This window comes from Croceicoccus mobilis, from assembly GCF_001661965.1.
GTDB classification, from domain to species: domain Bacteria; phylum Pseudomonadota; class Alphaproteobacteria; order Sphingomonadales; family Sphingomonadaceae; genus Croceicoccus; species Croceicoccus mobilis.
Genome location: NZ_LYWZ01000027.1, coordinates 265,132 through 283,619, shown reverse-complemented (window position 1 = coordinate 283,619; position 18,488 = coordinate 265,132). Strand labels below are relative to the sequence as shown.

The 18,488-nt window shown below is 60.8% G+C and carries 22 protein-coding genes; 10 read left to right on the top strand and 12 right to left on the bottom strand.

What is annotated here, in order from left to right; all coding sequences use genetic code 11:
- Positions 1-146 precede the first annotated feature (146 nt).
- The 3 genes from A9D13_RS17720 to A9D13_RS17710 all read right to left on the bottom strand — a co-directional run bounded on the left by A9D13_RS17720 (position 147) and on the right by A9D13_RS17710 (position 1,833).
- The gene (locus tag A9D13_RS17720; RefSeq protein ID WP_225982095.1) at positions 147-833 is read right to left on the bottom strand and encodes an AlbA family DNA-binding domain-containing protein; all 687 of its coding nucleotides are present in this window, start codon (positions 831-833) and stop codon (positions 147-149) included.
- A 213-nt stretch (positions 834-1,046) separates the two neighbouring features.
- Positions 1,047-1,322 carry a hypothetical protein gene (locus tag A9D13_RS17715; RefSeq protein WP_010412775.1) on the bottom strand — a complete coding sequence of 92 codons (276 nt, stop codon included), beginning with the start codon at positions 1,320-1,322 and terminating at the stop codon, positions 1,047-1,049.
- A gap of 43 nt (positions 1,323-1,365) precedes the next feature.
- Complete coding sequence (locus A9D13_RS17710) at positions 1,366-1,833, bottom strand: DUF411 domain-containing protein (protein WP_033193265.1); 468 nt, start codon at positions 1,831-1,833, stop codon at positions 1,366-1,368.
- Between the two features lie 196 nt (positions 1,834-2,029).
- On the opposite strand from A9D13_RS17710, the gene A9D13_RS17705 reads away from it, so the two are divergent.
- The 7 genes from A9D13_RS17705 to A9D13_RS17675 all read left to right on the top strand — a co-directional run bounded on the left by A9D13_RS17705 (position 2,030) and on the right by A9D13_RS17675 (position 7,764).
- Entirely contained in the window at positions 2,030-2,326 is a 297-nt protein-coding gene (locus A9D13_RS17705; protein WP_029140031.1) for a hypothetical protein, read from the top strand.
- Positions 2,327-2,329: 3 nt separating this feature from the next.
- A complete protein-coding gene (locus A9D13_RS17700; protein WP_010412783.1) occupies positions 2,330-2,764 on the top strand; it encodes a periplasmic heavy metal sensor in 435 nt (144 codons plus the stop codon).
- Between the two features lie 12 nt (positions 2,765-2,776).
- Positions 2,777-3,337 (top strand): RNA polymerase sigma factor, encoded by a 561-nt coding sequence (locus tag A9D13_RS17695; protein WP_373288747.1) that lies wholly within the window; start codon positions 2,777-2,779, stop codon positions 3,335-3,337.
- Between the two features lie 48 nt (positions 3,338-3,385).
- Positions 3,386-5,233, top strand: coding sequence for a copper resistance system multicopper oxidase (locus A9D13_RS17690; protein ID WP_010412790.1), 1,848 nt, complete (start codon positions 3,386-3,388; stop codon positions 5,231-5,233).
- Positions 5,230-6,432 carry a copper resistance protein B gene (locus tag A9D13_RS17685; protein WP_010412792.1) on the top strand — a complete coding sequence of 401 codons (1,203 nt, stop codon included), beginning with the start codon at positions 5,230-5,232 and terminating at the stop codon, positions 6,430-6,432. The genes A9D13_RS17690 and A9D13_RS17685 overlap by 4 nt, the downstream gene beginning before the upstream one ends.
- Before the next feature lie 91 nt (positions 6,433-6,523).
- Positions 6,524-7,009, top strand: a complete 486-nt coding sequence (locus A9D13_RS17680) for a YybH family protein (protein ID WP_010412795.1) — start codon at positions 6,524-6,526, stop codon at positions 7,007-7,009.
- Positions 7,010-7,029: 20 nt separating this feature from the next.
- On the top strand, positions 7,030-7,764 hold the full coding sequence (locus tag A9D13_RS17675) for a PepSY domain-containing protein (RefSeq protein WP_029140033.1): 735 nt from the start codon (positions 7,030-7,032) through the stop codon (positions 7,762-7,764).
- A 13-nt stretch (positions 7,765-7,777) separates the two neighbouring features.
- Here the strand turns inward: A9D13_RS17675 and A9D13_RS17670 are convergent, their stop codons facing one another.
- Both A9D13_RS17670 and A9D13_RS17665 read right to left on the bottom strand, forming a co-directional pair.
- The gene (locus A9D13_RS17670; RefSeq protein WP_225982097.1) at positions 7,778-8,284 is read right to left on the bottom strand and encodes a hypothetical protein; all 507 of its coding nucleotides are present in this window, start codon (positions 8,282-8,284) and stop codon (positions 7,778-7,780) included.
- A 27-nt stretch (positions 8,285-8,311) separates the two neighbouring features.
- On the bottom strand, positions 8,312-8,599 hold the full coding sequence (locus A9D13_RS17665; protein WP_033193304.1) for a hypothetical protein: 288 nt from the start codon (positions 8,597-8,599) through the stop codon (positions 8,312-8,314).
- A 202-nt stretch (positions 8,600-8,801) separates the two neighbouring features.
- Here A9D13_RS17665 and A9D13_RS17660 point away from each other — a divergent pair, with 202 nt between their 5' ends.
- Together A9D13_RS17660 and A9D13_RS17655 are read left to right on the top strand one after the other, a co-directional pair.
- Positions 8,802-9,215, top strand: coding sequence for a hypothetical protein (locus A9D13_RS17660; protein ID WP_225982098.1), 414 nt, complete (start codon positions 8,802-8,804; stop codon positions 9,213-9,215).
- Between the two features lie 232 nt (positions 9,216-9,447).
- On the top strand, positions 9,448-10,101 hold the full coding sequence (locus A9D13_RS17655) for a DUF2231 domain-containing protein (RefSeq protein ID WP_290755085.1): 654 nt from the start codon (positions 9,448-9,450) through the stop codon (positions 10,099-10,101).
- A 796-nt stretch (positions 10,102-10,897) separates the two neighbouring features.
- Here A9D13_RS17655 and A9D13_RS17650 read toward each other — a convergent pair.
- The 7 genes from A9D13_RS17650 to A9D13_RS17620 form a co-directional block, all read right to left on the bottom strand.
- On the bottom strand, positions 10,898-11,389 hold the full coding sequence (locus A9D13_RS17650) for a hypothetical protein (RefSeq protein WP_066776705.1): 492 nt from the start codon (positions 11,387-11,389) through the stop codon (positions 10,898-10,900).
- A gap of 447 nt (positions 11,390-11,836) precedes the next feature.
- Positions 11,837-12,583, bottom strand: a complete 747-nt coding sequence (locus A9D13_RS17645; protein ID WP_156522153.1) for an anti-sigma factor — start codon at positions 12,581-12,583, stop codon at positions 11,837-11,839.
- Positions 12,576-13,175, bottom strand: coding sequence for a sigma-70 family RNA polymerase sigma factor (locus A9D13_RS17640; RefSeq protein ID WP_066776700.1), 600 nt, complete (start codon positions 13,173-13,175; stop codon positions 12,576-12,578). The genes A9D13_RS17645 and A9D13_RS17640 overlap by 8 nt, the downstream gene beginning before the upstream one ends.
- Positions 13,176-13,226: 51 nt before the next feature.
- A complete protein-coding gene (locus A9D13_RS17635) occupies positions 13,227-14,348 on the bottom strand; it encodes a HupE/UreJ family protein (protein ID WP_082922533.1) in 1,122 nt (373 codons plus the stop codon).
- Positions 14,341-15,636: a tetratricopeptide repeat protein gene (locus A9D13_RS17630; protein WP_156522152.1), complete on the bottom strand. Its 1,296-nt coding sequence runs from the start codon at positions 15,634-15,636 to the stop codon at positions 14,341-14,343. Before A9D13_RS17630 ends, A9D13_RS17635 begins: the two co-directional genes overlap by 8 nt.
- 161 nt (positions 15,637-15,797) lie before the next feature.
- Entirely contained in the window at positions 15,798-16,517 is a 720-nt protein-coding gene (locus A9D13_RS17625) for a DUF4331 family protein (RefSeq protein ID WP_229665291.1), read from the bottom strand.
- On the bottom strand, positions 16,517-17,182 hold the full coding sequence (locus A9D13_RS17620; RefSeq protein WP_172808219.1) for a DUF4331 family protein: 666 nt from the start codon (positions 17,180-17,182) through the stop codon (positions 16,517-16,519). Before A9D13_RS17620 ends, A9D13_RS17625 begins: the two co-directional genes overlap by 1 nt.
- A 300-nt stretch (positions 17,183-17,482) precedes the next feature.
- Between A9D13_RS17620 and A9D13_RS17615 the strand changes: the two genes are divergently transcribed.
- Positions 17,483-18,211: a DUF559 domain-containing protein gene (locus A9D13_RS17615; protein ID WP_066776689.1), complete on the top strand. Its 729-nt coding sequence runs from the start codon at positions 17,483-17,485 to the stop codon at positions 18,209-18,211.
- Positions 18,212-18,488 lie beyond the last annotated feature (277 nt).

The window sequence follows — 18,488 nt, the reverse complement described above, 5'->3', positions numbered from 1 at the left end:
TGCCGGACAGTACGTTCGGTCGGGGCTCATCCCTCAATATTTTTGAGTATGTGGCGGGGCGAAGCCCCAACCGCATCATAAATTTGCAGGAACTGAGCCGATCGACAAAGCGCTCCGAACACGCGTGCTGTCCCACAGACCAGCGGTTAGATGCTCACTTTCCCGCGATGCTGGAGATAAGCCTGAGCTTCGCGCACATCGAGCTCACGCGTGCTATTGCCTGCTCGCAGCATGAACCGGGCCACGCTCCCTTCGGAAAAATAGATCGGCTCCAAGCTCTTCTCCACAATAACTCGGCAAACGATCTTTTCCTCGAGTTTGTGGAACCTACAATGGATCAGAGCACACGCGTGTCCTCCAAGACCCTCTTTTGCTGTGTCCATCAATAAACGTTCGAAGCCATCCTGGTTGGCGGGCTTAAGCGTTTGCATGTCCGCCTCGATGCCCGCGATGCTGCCATCATCTTCGACACCGATAAGGAGAGTGCCGCCCTCTTGGTTGAGGAACCCCGCCAGGGTTTTGACGATGACTTGCTGCAAGCTGCGGTTGACTTTCTCCTGACGCCTGTCCCAACGGAAGGAAGATTTGAATTCCAGCTGCTCGCTTTCGCCGCGAGCTATTAGTAATGGAAGTTCTTCATTGAGTTCGCGTTCCAGAAAGCGAACTCTGGACCGCTCGTGCACGAGCCGAACATGATACACTCCAAAACCCAGTCCGATCGCGCCGCCGATCGCGGCATATATCAAGCTCATTGCAAACATTTCGAACGCAAACGCGGAGAGAGTCCGGTCGATTATGAAGCTGAGTGCGCTGTCTTGGTCGGCAAAGGCCAAGGCACCAAACTCGTACCAAAAGACGAGCGTCGTGAGCGGGTGAAGAATCACTACACCCAGAACAGCGCCGATGGCGACGTGAACTAACAGGGATCGCCTCTCTCCTTGGGACGGAGTTCTGGGAATGGCTCTAGCTCCAGTAATAATATGCGATCGAAATGAGCCAGACGAGGCCTTGCCCCTCTTGGACCAAGTTACCGCGACAAGCTCTGTCTATCGACTGAAACGCTTCTGAAAATATCGGAAAAGCGGCACCGCGATTAAAGCAATATACCAACCATACAAAAAACTTCCAAGAGCGCCTGCCAGAAAGCCCGAGAGGGTCAGCCACTCGAAACCGGGAAGCAGCGGCGCCCACGCTTCGTGCATGTGCGCCTGTTCGGGCGCGAGCAGGCCGAAACCGATGCAGATCAGGTAGCTGAAAAGCAGGAAGAGGCTGAGTGTCCAGCCCCATATGAAAATTGAGGTTTTGACCGAATAGTCCGACATGATGGTCCTCCGTCAGAGTTGGCGCAAAAAGGGCTGCCCATATTCACGGGTAGGATGCGAACACGCTCCGCCCGCCTGGGCCGAAGGCGATGACATCATAGGGCTGCACCTGGTCCCCGAGTTCCATCCCGGGCGAGCCAAGCGGCATTCCGGGCACGGCCAGGCCTGCCACTCCTTCGGGGCGTTCGCGTAATAGCTTCGCGACGGCATCGGCCGGCACGTGGCCTTCGATGATATAGCCATCGACTTCCATCGTGTGGCACGACCACAGATCCTGCGGTACACCCCTGGCTGTCTTTAGTGCAGCCATGTCGTCGGAGTCGACCGAGGCGACCTCCGCTTCGAGCCCGTGTTCTACGTGACCGGCCCAGTTAAGACAGCACCCGCACCCTGCGTCGCGGTACATCGTGTATGTCGCGGCCTGGGCCGCATTCGAGCAGGCTGCAAGGGCGAGGAGGAGCGAAGCCGCCAGCGAACGACTGAACGGTTTTGATGGATTGATGAAACTCATTTACATTTGCCTTTCCTGAGGCCGCGCCGAGCAGAATGACTTTGCCAGAATGTGTCCGCGCAAATTCTGCGCCGACAAACGACGCGTGCTTTTGACTCAATGCCTTTACGCATCAATTGCTTCTTGCCCTCAAATTATCTTGAGGGTTTGCGCGAAGTGTCGCGTATAGGAACCGTGCAACCGACAGGAGCAAGGGATGCGTGATAATCAGACACTCGATGCGATGCTCGGCACGATGGCGTCGCAGGAGGCTGGCGACGTGCCGCCCGACTTCATGAACGGCGTCTGGCAGCGCGCAGGACAGCTTGGCGAAATTGCCGATCAGCGACGCAGAATGGCCTTGTTCGCCGGTCTGTTTGTCGTCGGCCTGGCGGCAGGCGCAGGGACCAGCGGATGGCCGTCCGAATATGGCGCTCCTACAGAAATTGTTGGCGAGAGCCTCGTTGGCGGAGAATCCCTGTCGCCCGCTGCTTTGCTTCATGTGGGGTCATAGGCGTTGAAGAAGTTTCACCTTGTCCTCGCGGTCCTGCTGGCGGCGCTCGCCGGATGCCTCGGAGCGCTTGCCGCCGATCGCTGGTCCAACAACGATGCCGAGGGTAGCCTGCACCAGTTCGTGCACGATGAACTCTCGCTCACGGCTGATCAGGAGCAGCGGCTCGACGCGCTCGAAGCGCGTTTCGCGGTAGAACAGGCAAGGCTCGAAGCCTCTGCGCGCGCAGCCAACGCCCAGCTCGCCCAGGCAATGGAAACCGAGCACGAATACGGGCCCGAAGTCAGTGCCGCGATCGACGAGGTGCATGCGCGCATGGGCGATTTGCAAAAAGCGACCGTGCGCCACGTCTTCGACATGCGGGAAATTCTCGATCCCGATCAGCAGCTTCAGTTCGACCGGAAAGTGTCCGCGGCCCTCACGCGCGATCCGCGTGACTGATCAGCCTTGGCAGTGGTGGATGACACTTCGAACGAAGCTCTGATCGGGCGGGCGATAGCCGGTGACAAGCGGGCGTTCACAGCTCTGGTCGAGCATGAGATCGCTAGGTTGATTGCGCTCGCCACGCGTATGCTGGGTTCACCCTCGCGGGCCCAAGATGTCGTCCAGGACAGTCTCGCTTCGGTCTGGCTGACACGGCATCGCCTCGATCCGAGCAAGCCCATCGGTCCTTATTTGACGACAATCGTTCTCAACCGGTGCCGCGACAGGCTCCGCCGGAGGAAAGTTGCGGGCTTCCTTAGTTTGCCGGACGGGCGGGAAGCCGACGCCGTTGCCGACGATGCCCCCAATCCCGAAAATGTTGCCGGAGCCCGCGAACAGCTGCGGCTGGTCCAGGCCGAAATCGGGCGCTTGCCGGTGCGGCTGCAAGAGGCGCTCGTGCTGGTCACTGTCGAGGGATACAGCCAGGCCGAGGCTGCCGAGCTGCTCGGCACCACGGAGAAAGCTGTCGAGACGCGCATCTATCGTGCGCGCAACCGGCTGAAGGAGCGGTTCGAAAACTTTGAGGGGTAGCGCAGGTGGCCGCGTAAGTGACGGTATATGCCTTCTCAGGAGCCCCCTATGCCTGCCGTCAATCGCCGAAAATTTCTTGGAACAAGTGCCAGCGGGCTGGGCCTGCTTGGCCTGGGCGGTGCCGTTCCCGCTTGGGCGCGAGGCGGAGATCTGCTCTCCGGGGCCGCCCGGCGAGGTATCGATGAGGCGACCGGACCGAATATCGATCTGACGGTTGCGCGCTCGGCTTTCTCCACCGGCAACAGGCGTGGCGGCGCGATTGCCGTCAATGGCAGCATCCCTGGGCCACTCCTTCGCCTGCGCGAAGGGACCACCGTCCGCCTCAACGTCCATAACCAGCTTGAGGAAGACACCTCGATCCACTGGCATGGCCTGCTCGTGCCGTTCCAGCTCGATGGCGTGCCGGGCGTAAGTTTTCCCGGCGTGAAGCCGGGCGAGACCTTCACAGCGGAATTTCCCGTGCGGCAGGCAGGCACCTATTGGTGGCATTCGCATAGCGGGCTGCAGGAACAGGCCGGTCATTATGGTCCGATCGTGGTCGATCCCGCAGGTCCCGATCCGGTGCAGGCCGACCGCGAATATATCGTGGTGCTGAGCGAGTTCAGCGAAATGTCGCCCCACACGATATTCGACAAGCTCAAGAAGGGCGAAGGCTACTTCAACTACAACCAGAATACCTGGACCGACGACTATCCGCTCTCGGGCGAGGATCGCCGGATGTGGGCCAGAATGCGCATGATGCCAACCGACATCCTCGATGTGTCGAGCGCAACTTATACATATCTGCTGAACGGTCATGGACCGCTCGACAATCTGGAATATCTTTTCCGTCCGGGCGAGCGTGTGCGGCTTCGGTTCATCAATGCCGGCGCCATGACATTTTTCAATATTCGCATTCCCGGCCTGCCGATGACCGTGGTTCAAGCCGACGGGCAGAACGTCGAGCCGGTCGAAGTGGACGAGTTCCAGATCGGCGTCGCGGAAACCTACGACGTCGTGGTGACGCCGGGTGAGCAGCAGGCTTACACGCTGATGGCGGAGTCGATGGATCGGTCAGGTATGGGCATCGCAACGCTGGCGAGCACGCCCGGCGCGCGTGCGGCCATCCCGCCGCTGCGCGATCCCCCGCTGCTCACTATGGCCGATATGGGCATGAGCGGTATGGACCATGGCTCCGGCGGCGATGCTGGTATGGCCGGCATGGACCATGGCGCTGGCGGGATGGCCGGAATGGATCACGGATCGAGCGGAGCGGCTGGCGCGGACGGGATGTCCGGTATGGATGGCGGTTCGGCGGAGATGACCGGAATGGCTGGCATGGCGGGAGGCATGCAGATGCGCGATACCTCGCTATTGCCTCCCGATGTGAAGGTCGGACCGGGCATCGACATGGTGTCGATGAACCCGGTCGACCGGATGGGCGATCCCGGGATTGGCCTTGCCGATGTCCCGCACCGTACCCTCGACTATCGCAAGCTGCGCGCGCTGACACCAAACAAGGACTCGCGAAGCCCTTCGCGCCGGATGGAAATCCATCTTACCGGGAACATGGAACGCTACATGTGGTCGTTCGACGGCAAGAAATTCTCCGCCGTCTCCGAGGAGCCGATCCGCTTTGCCTATAATGAACGCGTGCGGGTAAAGCTGATCAATGACACGATGATGGCACACCCGATCCATCTGCACGGACACTTCTTCGAGCTGGTCAACGGTGCACCTCCAAACCGTCAACCACTGAAGCACACGGTTATCCTGCAACCGGGTGGCAGCGCGCAGTTCGACCTGACGGCGGACGAGCCGGGCGACTGGGCCTTCCACTGCCACCTTCTCTATCACATGCATGCCGGGATGTTTCAGATCGTCACGGTTGCCAATCCTGCCGGAGAGGGCGCATGAAGATATCTATCATCAGCCTGCTTGCCTCGGCCGCCGCGGGTTCGGTTCTCGCCTCCCCCGCCGCGGCGCAGCATGCGGGTCACTCGCCAGTGGAACCGCAGCAGAGCGCCGAGGCGCAGGCTGACGCCAAAACAAAGTGCGAGGCGGCAGCCGAGCGCCATCGCGCGATGGGGCATCCGGTAGCAGAGGGGGCTTGCGGCCCCGCTGCCCAGCCTGAAGTTGCGATGGACCATTCGACGATGGATCATGGTTCGATGCCGCAGGGCAGGCCTGACGAAGGCGCGATGGATCATTCGCAAATGAACCGCGGCGACATGGGGCAGGCGGAAGCCAGCAGCTCGTCGATGGACCATGGGCAGATGGATCACAGCCAGATGAACCATGGGCAGATGGGATCGCAGGACATGCAGGGCATGGACCATTCGGCGATGCAGATGGGCTCGAACGACGATATCCCGCTGCTGCCGCCTCCTCCCGAAGCTGGGAGCGGTCCCGCGCGCGCGGCGGTTGCGATCTGGGGCGAGGAAGCCATGAACGAAGCGCGGCGCGAACTTGTCCGTGAGACCGACGGCGGGATGCGCTTCTGGTTTCAGGGCGACCGCCTTGAGTATCGCGCACGCGAAGGAGCTGATGGATATCTTTGGGATATCCAGGGATATTATGGCGGTGATATCGACAAGTTCTGGTTCAAATCCGAGGGTGAAGGCAGCTTCGGTGAGCCCGTCGAGGGCGCCGAGGTCCAGGCGCTCTGGAGCCGCGCCATCGCACCCTTCTTCGATTTCCAAGCCGGTGTCCGTCAGGATCTGACGGGGCCCGAGCGCACCCATGCGGTCATCGGTGTCCAGGGCATTGCCCCTTACCAGTTCGAGATCGACGTCGCGGCGTTCGTATCGAGCAAGGGCGATGTAACGGCGCGCTTTGAGGGCGAGCTTGATCAGCGCATCACGCAGCGGCTGATCCTCCAGCCGCGAGCCGAAATCGCTCTTTCGGCTCAGGATATTCCCGAACTCGGCATTGGCGCTGGCCTCGACCGGATCGAGGCAGGTCTGCGTCTTCGCTACGAGTTCGCACGCGAATTCGCGCCCTATGTCGGCGTCTCCCAGGAGTGGCGGATCGGTGAGGGCGCCGATTTTGCCCGCGCCGCAGGGGAAGACCCCAGCGTGATGAATTACGTCGTGGGCTTGCGATTCTGGTTTTAAGTGAAGGAAATATACAATGAGAACGAGACTATCTCTAAGCGCGGTCGCCCTGGCCTTGGCTGCAGGGGGCACTCCCGCCCTGGCACAATCCATGGACCATTCGGCGCATTCGGAACATTCGGTATCAACGCCGATGGATCATACGGAGCAGGGCATGAACCATGCCGAGCATATGGCTGCGATGAACGATGACGTTGCTGGGGCAGAAGCAATTCTGACATCATATCGCGATGCCCTGACGTCGCGCGATGCAGAGGCCATGGCTGCGCTGTTTGCCCAGGAATCCTTCATTTACGAAAACGGCAAGGCGGAAGGCAGCTTCACGCATTACATGGAGCATCACCTGGGACCGGAACTCGATGCAATAACCAGCTTCACCTTCGGCGAACCGACGCTCGCAGTCACCCGGATGGGACATATGGCGTATGGCCGCGAAACGTACACCTATCGGATCGAACTGGCCGACGGTCGCGTAATCGACCGCGAAGGGGTTGCGACCTCGGTCCTCGCCCATGATGCAGATGGCTGGAAGATCGTTCAGTACCATTCATCGTCACGCGCACCGCGTAACAACTGATCTGATCGGGGGAACACCGATTGGCGACACGCTCTTTCAAGCTGCGTCTTCATGTGCTGGGCAGCAAGCTTCACAAATGGCTGGCGATCTTTGTCGGCGTCCAAGTGCTCCTGTGGATGATCACCGGGGCGCTGATGTCGTTTCTCGACATCGAAGAGGTTCGGTCCGAACATGTCGTTTCGCGCGCGCCGGAGGTCCTGCCCGCTGATGCTGTCATGCCCCATTGGCTCGATAGCAGCGAGGGGGTGGTTTCCCTTGCGACGCGCGCGGTCGGCGGCAGGGCCGTAACCGAGGTCCGCCGGGACGATGGAAGCGTCACGCTCCGCGACCCGGACAGCGGCATTCTCCTTTCGCCTCTTCCCGCTGCAAGCGCACAGGCCATCGCTCGCTATGCCTGGACCGGGCCACCAACCACCATAGCGACCACGCGCCTCATCGAAGATGCTGTCGGGACCGAATTCCGGGGTCCGTTTCCGGCGTGGCAGATCACCTACGGCGATGAGGACAATACCCGCGTCTACATCGATGCATCGAGTGGCTCGGTGCTCGCTGCCCGCAGCGACACCTGGCGCCTGTTCGATTTTGTCTGGGGGCTGCATATCATGGACTGGACGCAGCGCGACCGCATCAACAGCTGGTGGCTGCTATTGTTCGGGATCGGCGGGACGATTATCGCGGTTTCGGGCTTTGTCCTGCTTGCGAACCGGTTTCCCAGAATCAGGCGGCGGGCGAAACATGTGCCGAACGCACCCTGAAGCCGCTCCCAGTTTAATCAGGTTCGGCTCGGGCAAAGCGGACCAGAAGGATCGTGAGCGCAGGCACGATCGTCCACATCGCGATCGGGATCAGCGCCAACCCCGTCACTGGCTCGTGCGGCATCAACTCGCTGTAGCGCCAGCTCACGAAGCTTTCTGCCGGAAGCGATGTGGCGATCATTTCGACGGCGATGGCGACGACAAGCCCGAAGCCGAAATAGATCGCATAGGGCATTTTGGCGGCTTGCCAGAGCCACGCGCGCCCGCCGCGCAATGCAGCAAGGCTATAAGCTGTTAGCAGGATCACGCCATCGCCTAGGCTTGCAATGCCGCAGCGAATGGTCTGCTCATAAGGCTCGAGATTTCCCGGCTTGAAAAACGGCATCTGGAAAATCTCCCAGACGAACGCGATCAGGCTCCCGCAAACAAAGATGAGCCAATGAGTTCTAGTCATGCTGCGGATACGCCGGAATGATGTGCGCAAGGAAATAGCGGCGGGCCGGATTTCCACGTCCTGCATAGCGCCTTTGCTGCCCCAAAGCCTGGATCAGTCATGGTTTTCGCGGCCCTCCGCCTCGGCCATGCGAGCAGCGCGTTCGAGAAACTTACGCATGTCACCTGCTGCCAGTTCGGTAAGCGGATGCCGGCTCGCCTCGGGGCGTGGTTCGATCATGTCCGCACGCTTTCTGATCTGGTCGATCTGTTCATCGCTGGCCCCGGACAAAAGGCCGAGAACTATGTTCTCGAGAGTTATGAGGCGAATGCGCATTTGCACCAGCTCGGCATGATCGGGCTCCGGAATGTCCCAGCTGCCGTCCTCATTGACCGTGCTCACGACTGCTTCTCCGACGGCTCTGTTGTCACCATGATCTGTCCCATTCATCTCGACCGGCTTCGGTCAAAAAGGGTGACCGAAAAACACCATTCCTGCAACCGGCTGTGCCATCGGCTCAGCCGTCTCCGGTGGGCGCGGAAATTGTTTGAGGGGAACAGATGTTGGCTGCGTAAAGAGAATGAATGCGCACAGCACCCATCGCATGACCGACGAAAGGAAATCGATTGTGAAACGGACAGCTCTAGCTCTCATTCTCGCCACTGGCCTGACAGCCACTCCGGCGACGGCCCAGGAACAGCATGAGCACGGAGCTCAGGCTGTGGCACAGCAGCAGGATCACGCTGGCCACACGATGCAGGATTCCGACGCTATGGCTGCCCATCGCGAGAAGATGGCTGAAATGCGCGCGCTGATGCAGCAGGCCCACGCGGCGAGCGATCCTGCCGAACGCCAAAGGCTGATGGCCGAGCACCGCACAGCGATGCAGGAACACATGGCGGGCATGATGCAGGGGGACAACGCCGATATGATGGCGGCCTGTCACCAGCGCATGATGATGATGCACGATATGATGAAGCAGATGGCGGCTCACCAGAACATGGCGCAAGACGGTTAGGAGATGGTAGCCGGGCTCTTGCTCGTGCTTAAAGCTGGCCGCCCTCTTAACAAGGCTCTGATATTGGCAAGAGACCCAACCCCCTCATGAGTTAAATTTGGACCCTCACGCGCCGAGGATCACCGCGCTCCATCACGGCAAGAGATGAGGGTTCGCAGAGCATTACAGACACAATAGGTCGCACGACCATCGCCAAGACCGGAACCCGTAGAGAATGAAACGAATGCAATTCATGGCTATTGTAGCTGCCAGCTTGCTCTTCGTCGGACCAGTTCAGGCTCATGGCGACGAAAAGCATGGCGAAGAGACGAGCGCCGCGCCTGCCGCCGCGAATGGCGATGCGCATGACCAGGCGGCCATGGCGCAGATGGGCGACGGCGGAGCGGTCGGCGAGCCCTCAGCCGCGCACGACGAAGCAAGTGGAGGCCATGACGAGGCTGGTGGCCATGCTGATGAGGGCGATTCCGGCGTCATCGCCGCCCTGAAAAAACTGCATCCGGCGACCATCCACTTCCCGATCGCCCTGTTTCTCATGGCTGCTGCCACCGAGTTGTTCGTCATGCGCCGGAAAGATGCAGGGCTTGAGAGCGCGGTGCGCGTACTCGTCCACGGCGGAGCAATCGGCGCAGTCGTCGCAGTCCTGTTCGGATGGATCCACACCGGCCTTTGGTTCGGCGGCGATGCCGTCATGCAGGTCCATCGATGGAACGGGATGCTGATCGCGGTCCTCGGTCTGGCGATGGCCTATCTGGCGAGCCGTGCTTCCGCGAGCCGGACCGCGCTTCGCGCCGCAATCTTTGCCATGGCCGCTCTAGTGCTGGTGCAGGGATTTCTGGGCGGCGAGCTTGCGCACGGTGCCAATCATCTTGGTATCTCCTGGCTTTGAAGGATAGAATGATGCGCAGATCGAATCGGAACGGGTTTGTTGCCCCCCTTGCTGCGGCGGCACTGGGGCTAGGGCTCGCTGCATGTGATCAGACGCAGGACACTTCATCAGAAGCTGAAGCCTTGCCACTGTATACGGCCCCGCCGACCGAGAGCACAGGTCCTGGCGAAGGCGAAAGAGACAACGCTGCCTCTCCCGCTGGAGAGGCCAACACGAACCGGTCGGATGAAGCTGTGACTGCCGGTAGGCAACCAGACCGACCGGCGAGCACTCCGGTAGTAGCGCCGTCACCTGCGGCCACTCCCCCGCCGATGAATGCGAAGCCTAGCGACACACCCGATCCGCATGCGGGCCACAATATGCCGTCCATGCCAGACCATGACATGTCCTCGCTGTACGATCGGGCGGATGGTTCATGACCTGGCGTTTCGCCTTCTGATCGGCCCGAAAACGGCCGACGCTCCTTTCACCTGTCACTACGAATTACATGTCATCGTTTGCCAAAGGCGCTTTATCTCATCTGTCCGATTCTGGGGGTATTGATGGGGGTATTTGCAAGGTGATTCAAAAAGTTGATTAGGTAAATCAGCATGTTATACGCTCCCTATATTTCCCTCCTCCGCTACCATTCTTAAGCACTTAAGCCGATGAAATATCTGATTTTATTGGTTAAGTGTGCCCAGAAAAACCGTTGATTTGGCACAGTCTGGGCACAGTACCGGGCAGTTTTTGGCACACGTAAGTAGTAGCGGGTATTCGATACCCGTTGTCAGGGGATCAATCCTTGGCAACCCGACTACTGAGGCCACTGTCTGTCTTTCAATCTCTCGCGCGCTACATAGTGAGCGCGATTGTAGAGTGCTGTAACCAAGGATAAGGCCACCATCGCAAATCGCTGCTTAGGATCGGTGACCTTCGATTCATGCCCATCCTCAAGTTTGTCCAAGTAACCCATGCCCACTTGAAGTTCGTTTGCACGGTCTCGGACGCGACTGTCCTCAAAGGAACACATCAGATCGATGTCGCGAGCTTCTTCGTCGGAGATCAATCCCAGCGCCCGAGAAGCAGCGGCCTTGGCTGAGAGTGTCGAGAATGGAGCGTATGGTGACTTGAAGAGATTCTCCGTCGCGCTCCCTTCGAGAAGAAAACCTTTTAGAATCTCCTCGAGCATCTCTTCCAACAAGGACGCCACCACCAAGGTGTGCCCCCTGTCGGTCTCTTTGCTAGATGCAGCCAGGTAATCTCTCAAACGCTGGTAGTGTTCGTCTTCGTGGAAAGCCTGCTGCATTCGGGTGGGTCCTATTCAAAATGTTGGATGTGACTTGGGTCAGTCTAATGGGGAAGGGTCACAAGTATCTTAGACATGGCATAGGGTAGGCGGCTTGCCCTAGAAGCTAAGTCGTTACGTCGCCTGCTTTTTTGATTGTGCCAAAGTGTGCCAAATCGTCAGTTGTTGGCACACCTTCAGTTGGCACAGTTCGTGGAATATGACTTAACTTACGGAATTATAACGAGAAACTAAGTTCCTCCGCTACCATTTTTCCAGATCATCCAAAGATGCGCGCTAGAGTTGCCAAGCCTTAGTCTAGGCATATCTTCTTCTGGCGCGCCTCATCTTTTGCCACCTATCTTTACGCGCATATTGGGAATGCTGCTCAAGGCGGAGACGATCGATTCATCCCCTGTAGTGCGAAGTTCTGCCGTGGGTTACGCTGCTGGCAGGCGGCTTACTGGGTCAGACCTGGTCGAGCGGACCGGCCAGCACGATGGGCGGCGTAGGCGCCTCGTGACGGGTACCATCGGCATCCTCGAAGGTAACGGCGACCAGGGCCCCGGCGACCAACAGGCGGGTCTCCTCGCCGCTCAATTCACGGGTAAGCTGGCCATCCTCGGGAATTTGGCCAAGCGATACCGGTGCGCCGCCCTCTGGCACGACCCAAAGTTCGGGTGCCTTGCCGGGCGCAGCTGCCAATCCGCTGATCGAAAGCGAAAGCCGTTCGGCTGTAGGGTCGACCACGCTGGCAAGCTTCATTCCGCTTGCCTCGTCGGAAAGCTGGGCGATCAGTACGTTTCTGGCAGGCTGCGCAGGTGTCGGCACCGGTGCGGGAACCGGAACGCCAGTGGGCGTGCTGACGTATAGCGCGATGGCCGCGGCAGCCGCACCAAGGCCTGCCAGCGCTGTCGCGATGCTCCATCCGGCAGGAGCGCGCCTGCCTAGCTCTGTCGGTGCATGGTTGCCCATGCCCTCAATGCGGCTTTCGATCGCACGCCACACCCCTGCAGGCGGCATTACGCCGGTTACCTGTTGGCCCATCAGGCCAAACTGCGCGTTCCACCATTCCACTTCGCGCGCGAAATCGGGATCTGACAGCTGCCGCCGCCGGGCCTCTGCCAGTTCCGTGCCTTCCAGCACGCCCAGCGCCAGCTCGCCAGCCTGCATGTCGGGGACGCCCTCTGCGGGTTCCAGAACATCGTCAGCCACCGCCAAGACACCCCTTGAGACTAGCCAGACCCCGGCGGATCCAGCTCTTCATCGTGCCCAGCGGGACACCAATGCGTTCTGCAAGTTCGGAATGGGACAGGCCGTCGAAAAAAGCCATTCGGATTGATTTGCGGTGATCGTCTTGCAACGCTTCCATGCAGCGACGCATGCGTTCGTTATCTTCGGCGTTGCACAGCAATTCGTCGGCGGGAACTGCATCGTCCTCAATCTCTTCCAGCACGTCCGCTTCTGCGTGCCCCGACAGGTAATCGCTGCGCTGCTGGCGCCGGACGCCATCGATCGCGGCATTGCGTGCAATTACGCAGAGCCAGCTGATGGGGCTGGCCCGGTTCGCATCAAAGCGTCCGGCCCTGTTCCAGACCTTGAGATAGACGTCCTGCAATACGTCCTCGGCTAGTTCGCGGTCGTGCATGATGCGCAGGATGACACCGAAAAGCTTGGCCGACGTCATGTCGTAAACCTGCTTCAGCGCCGCGCTATTGCCGCGCGCAACCTGCTCGATGGCGGCGATCAGCATCTTGCGCCTCTCTTCCGCCCCCGGGTTATTCTTGGCGCTGAATGCACTCTCCATCCGTCGAACCTACGCGAAAAAACGTGAGCGTAAAGTAAACCAGTATCGCAGTCAGGCGATGACGGCTGGCAGGCGCTGATACAACCACCAGCATCCGCACAAGGCGACGATCGCTCCGCCCGCCACGCGCATCGGCGCGAATTGGGCCCGGCGCGCCAGCCACAGCAGCGGAGGCACCACGCAGGCCAGAACCGCCAGCTGGAGCAATTCAATGCCAATGTTGAACCCCACCAAGGTCGGCAAATTATGCGCGATATTCGTATCCGCCTCCGCCACCAGCGTCGCAAAGGCAAGGCCGTGGACAAGGCCAAAGCCTGTCGCCACCCAAGCTTCGCGGCCGGGAAAGATGGGGCGGATCGCGTGGCAGGCCGTGACCACCACCGACAAGGCGATCAGCGCCTCTACCGGGCCAGTTTGCAGGTGCCAGTTGCCAAGACCCGCCGCCACCAGCGTGACCGAATGGCCGACGGTAAAGCCAGTGACGATTCCGCCCATGTGGTACAGGCTTTCGCGAAGGCCCCGCACTCTTGACCATCGCTTGTCCCTTGCCGCCAACGGGGCCGCAAGCAGCAAGGCCATCAGGAACAGCAAATGGTCGAACCCTGTCGCTACATGGATCGCGCCCAGCCACGCCGCGCGCACGAACGATGTGAACATCGACGGGTCGGGCGTGAAAGTAATATTCTGATCCGTTTGCCGAACCGCGCCAATGACGCGACTTTCGCCCCCGTCAGCCAGGCTGATCAATGCGAAGTGATCGGGCACGCTGTCGACCACGACCGACCAGCGCAGGGAAAATGGCCCCGCGCTCTTGCCAGCGGGAAGCGGGAAGTACGCTGTAGCCAACAGGTCGAGCGGTCCCGCAACCTGCGCAAAGCGGAGCTGATCGATCCGCATTGGCAGCGTGGCACCATCCGCAGTGGTCAGCGTAATCCGCCGTGCGAGATACTTTCGGGCATCGGCCAGATCGGTTTCGCCATTGCCGGCCCTGTGGCTCGAGGCGTAGGCATATTCGGCAGCGGGTACGATGATCTGCGCCTCTACCCGATCGCCGGAAAGATGCAGAGTGACTTCGCTATTGGGCGTAAGGTGGGCGAATGCGGACTCCGACCAGCTCAGCATCGCCAGAACCGCGAAGGTCATGATCGATAATGACCGGCAAGCCTTAGCCATGGGAGAACCACGCCAGCGCCGTTTCGGGATTGAAGATTGCCGGATTTATGGCCAGTGCGCGTTCGCGGGCGTTGGCTGCACCATCCTTGTCTCCCGCCAGGGCGGCGGCCTGCGACATTGCGGCGTAAATCGGGGCACTGCGCCAGCCCGCATCGACCGCAAGCTGCAATTCGCGCCTGGCGTGCGCGTAGCGGCCATTTGCAATCAGCGCATTGGCCATCAGAAGGCGCGATGCGCCGTCTTGCCGCACGGCAAGATTTGCGCGTGCCAGTGCCAGCGCGCGCGCAGGATCGCCGAAAGCCAGCTCATGTTCTGCCGCATGAGCCTGCGCAGCAAGAGGCGCTTGTCGCAAACGCTGGCCCCAGATGGCCGCGGCCCTGTCCGCCCATTGCAGGCTTTGCGCCCGATCTCCGCTGAAGCGATGCATCATGGCCAGTGCATCCATCGCCTCGGGCCAGCCGTGATCTTGCGCGACCTGTTCCATCAGCGCCATGCCGGCTGCCATGTCTCCGGCCAGCGCCAGTGCTTCGGCGCGATGTGCCATCGTTATGGGGCTGCCGGGAAACAGAGTTTCGGCCGCGTCATACCATTCCTGCGCGCTTTCGCCGTGTCCCCGCGCGTTCTCGCTAACGCCGATCTGCAGGGCGATGCGGGCGCGGGCCTCTCTGCTGCTGGCGCTTTCGCGAGCGGCTCGGGCGAAGAGCGCGATGGCGCTATCGAAGTCGCCGCGTGCGCGGGACAGCATCGCCCCGCGAAACGCGAAGCTGCGGGTGGGATCGGTGCGCGCGGCTTCGGTATAGCGGGCCGACGCGGTCGCCATGTCGCCACGATAAAGGGCGATGTCGCCGCGCATGGCGGTCATCTCCGCACGGTCCGATGCGGGGGGTGGCACAGCCATGGCCCCGGCACCGTCTAGGGCAGCCTCGGCCAGGGAAAGATCGTGGGTCATCATCGCAAACGACGCTTGCCGAAGCCATGGCCCTGATCCGGCAGGGGCATTGGCGTGGGCATCGTCCAACAGCTTTCCAGCCTCGGCCAATGCGGCGTAATCATGGGTCAGCGAAAATCGCTGCATCTGCGCCGTGGCAAGGGATTCCTGCTTCAGCCACTGCCCCGGCGCATTGCGGACGCGGTTTCTGGCCCAGGAAAGATCGCTGTCCGCTCTGTGAAGCGCCCCCTGAAAATCCGCGTCTACGAGGTTTTCGGCCACCGCGAAGCGTGCAGCATCGGGCCTGGTCACCCGGGATGGCCCGCTCTGCTGCATGGAAACAGCGGCATGTTCCGCCACGGCCAGCGCCATAACTGCACAAAACGGGACGAGCAGCCATTGCCAGGGTCTGGAAGGGAGAAAAGCCCTGAACCGCTCGTCCCGAGTGTGCGCGGCGGTGCGGGAAACAGCCGCTTCCGGCGCGGATCCTGTCGGGGTTGGGACCACGCCGGCCATCCCCGTTACGCTTCCTCTGCGCACGGGGTGAGGCCTGCCGCGACCAGATCGTCGGCAAGCGCATTGGTAAGCCCTGCCAGCTGGTCCGAAATTTCGGGCACGAAGTCGCCATTGGCATCGTCCGTGGGATCGGCATCGTTATAGGCGTTCTTCAAGTCCGAACCGATCAGCGCTGTCGAAACGGCAGGCATGCCCATGCGGTCTACCCGCGTGTAATCGGCGGGATCGTCGCTGCGGAAATCAAAGCCGCTGCCCATTACTGGCAAAGGCGGGGTGCCCTGCGCGGCGGCAAGATAGGGAAAGCCCGGCTGAAACTGCACGTCATTGCCCGGCGGATTCAGCGGCAGTCCGGCCAGAGTGTTCGCACCATGCGTCTGGAGATCGAGGAAGATAACCGCCAGCGTTACATCGATAACCGGATCGGGCAGCATGCGTCCATTGGGAAAGCCGGATGGCGCCGAAAGGTTGAGCGTAAGCGTATCGGGCACGACCAGGTCGGCCACTGAAACGCCCGGAGCGACTTCCTGTGTCAGGCATGCCGTAACGTCATAGGTGGTCGGCGTCGGTGTCGGCGTCGGTGTGGGGGCAGGCGTCGGCGATGGTGTCATGGTGATGGGGTCATCCATCTTGCCATTGTCGTCACCGCCGCATGAGGTAAGCAGCATGGTCGCCAGTGCGACCGGAGCAAGGCGCGCGATCGCGCGGGTTTTCGTGGTCCGGTTCATCACAGCTGTCCTCCGAAACGGGCGGTGGTGGCCCATACGTCCACCGGGTTGTCGCCATTGGCGATGCGATCCTTGGGTATCTCGATCACCACGCCGGTCAGGTTCTGGCCGGCGAAGAAGTCACGGGTGCTGTCGAAACTGAGCGTGCCCGTTGCGGCCGTGTCCTTGAAACCTTGCAGGTCGAAAAAGAACGGATCGTCAAAAAGGCCGGCGCGGGCCTTCACGCCACCCTGCATGAGATTGGTCTCGACAGCGCCTGTCAGCGGACCCGTGACGCCAGGCAATCCTTCGATGGACACGCCTTGGGAACCCTCGGTCGTGCCGGGGCCGAACCGTACATGGATCGGCATATCGGCGCTGGTACGAGGAGCCGCATTCGAAAGGTTGATCGTGTAGATCACATCGCGGTCATAGGTTCCGGGATTGTCCGTCGATTGCGGCCCCGCAAACGTCAGCGCAAGAACAACAGACGTGTCCGTATGCCATGCGAAGAGGTCCGCAATATCTGCGGCCCGGTCAGGTGTAGAATCCATCGATGGATCGGTGCGCGCAGGCGGATCGAGATGGTCTGCGGCCATCCCGCCCAAGCCCGGCGCCAAAAGCGTGGCACCGCCCGCAAGCGCCAGTCCCGCTCCTGCGATCGATAGGGTTTTCCATTTTTGCACGGCATACTCCCCAGTCTGCGTTTCAAACCGTGCAAAGTGACAAGGAACGAAGATAGCGCCCCTTTTCGCGTCCTTGCACGGTGCACCGCCTGCGACGGGCATGGGCAGTTACGTTGCGATCTTCCAATTGGATGCCACGGGTCGAAAATTAATTTTTCGGGGGTGGGCGCAGCGGCGAGGCGGAGAGTTCCCTTGCCAGCGCAGTGGAGCCGCTATGCATACGGTCCCACGGTCCCACGGTCCCACGGTCCCACGGTCCCACGGTCCCACGGTCCCACGGTCCCCGGAGGCCGCGTCCCGATGCGCTTCGGCCCGCTCGGCACCGACGGGGCCGAGCGCCGCCTCAACGTCCTCATCAGCCGCGCCAAGCAGCGCTGCGAGGTCTTCGCGTCGATGACCGACGAGGACATCGATCCCGACTTCGCACAGACGCGAAAGGGCGTGTTCGCCTTCCGCCTCTTCATGCACTTCGCCCGCACCGGACGCATGACGATGGCAGAGAGCACCGGACGCGACCACGACAGCGTGTTCGAGGAGCAGGTCGCCAAGGCCCTGCAGCAGCGCGGCCACCAGGTCCATCGCCAGGTCGGACTTGCCGGGTTCTACATCGATCTCGCGGTGGCGGACGAGAGCCATCCCGGGCGCTACCTCGTCGGAGTCGAATGCGACGGTGCCTCCTACCACGAGGCGCGTTCCGCACGCGACCGCGACCGCGACCGCCTGCGCCAGTCGGTCCTTGAAAGCCATGGAGGGACGATCCTGCGGGTCTGGAGCACCGACTGGTTCCAGAGGCCCACCCGGGAGACCGATCGTCCCGTCGCCAGCATCGAAGCCGCGAAGGAGGATGCGGCAGCTTCCCAAGCCAAGGGCGAGCGGGCCGTTCCCTACGCGATTTCTGAATATGAATATCCTCGCATTATTGGCTGCTTAGGTCATTCGACCTACGCTGATGCTCAATGCCCGTTACGTTACGGGCTAAAGCAACAGTGGGTGATTGACCCCATCGTTCTTTGCCGGTTCCGGCGCTGACTTCATCGTTAAAGAGCTGCGGGCAATCCCGGGCGTACTCGCGATCGGCGATAGCCTCGATCACGCCAGTGACGAGAGCCAGCAGATCATGGATTGGCCCACGGCAGATAGCGCTGCTTCAAACTGCGCTGAGTGAGTTCGGCAGACCATCAATTGGTTTTCTGCTGGAGCTGCCTCATTTCGGTTAGAGCGCCGGATCGATGCAATCATCCTTGCAAATGGCGCTATCATTTGCCTTGAGAGTCCAGCGCCCTCCCGGCGATACGAAGGGTGGAGA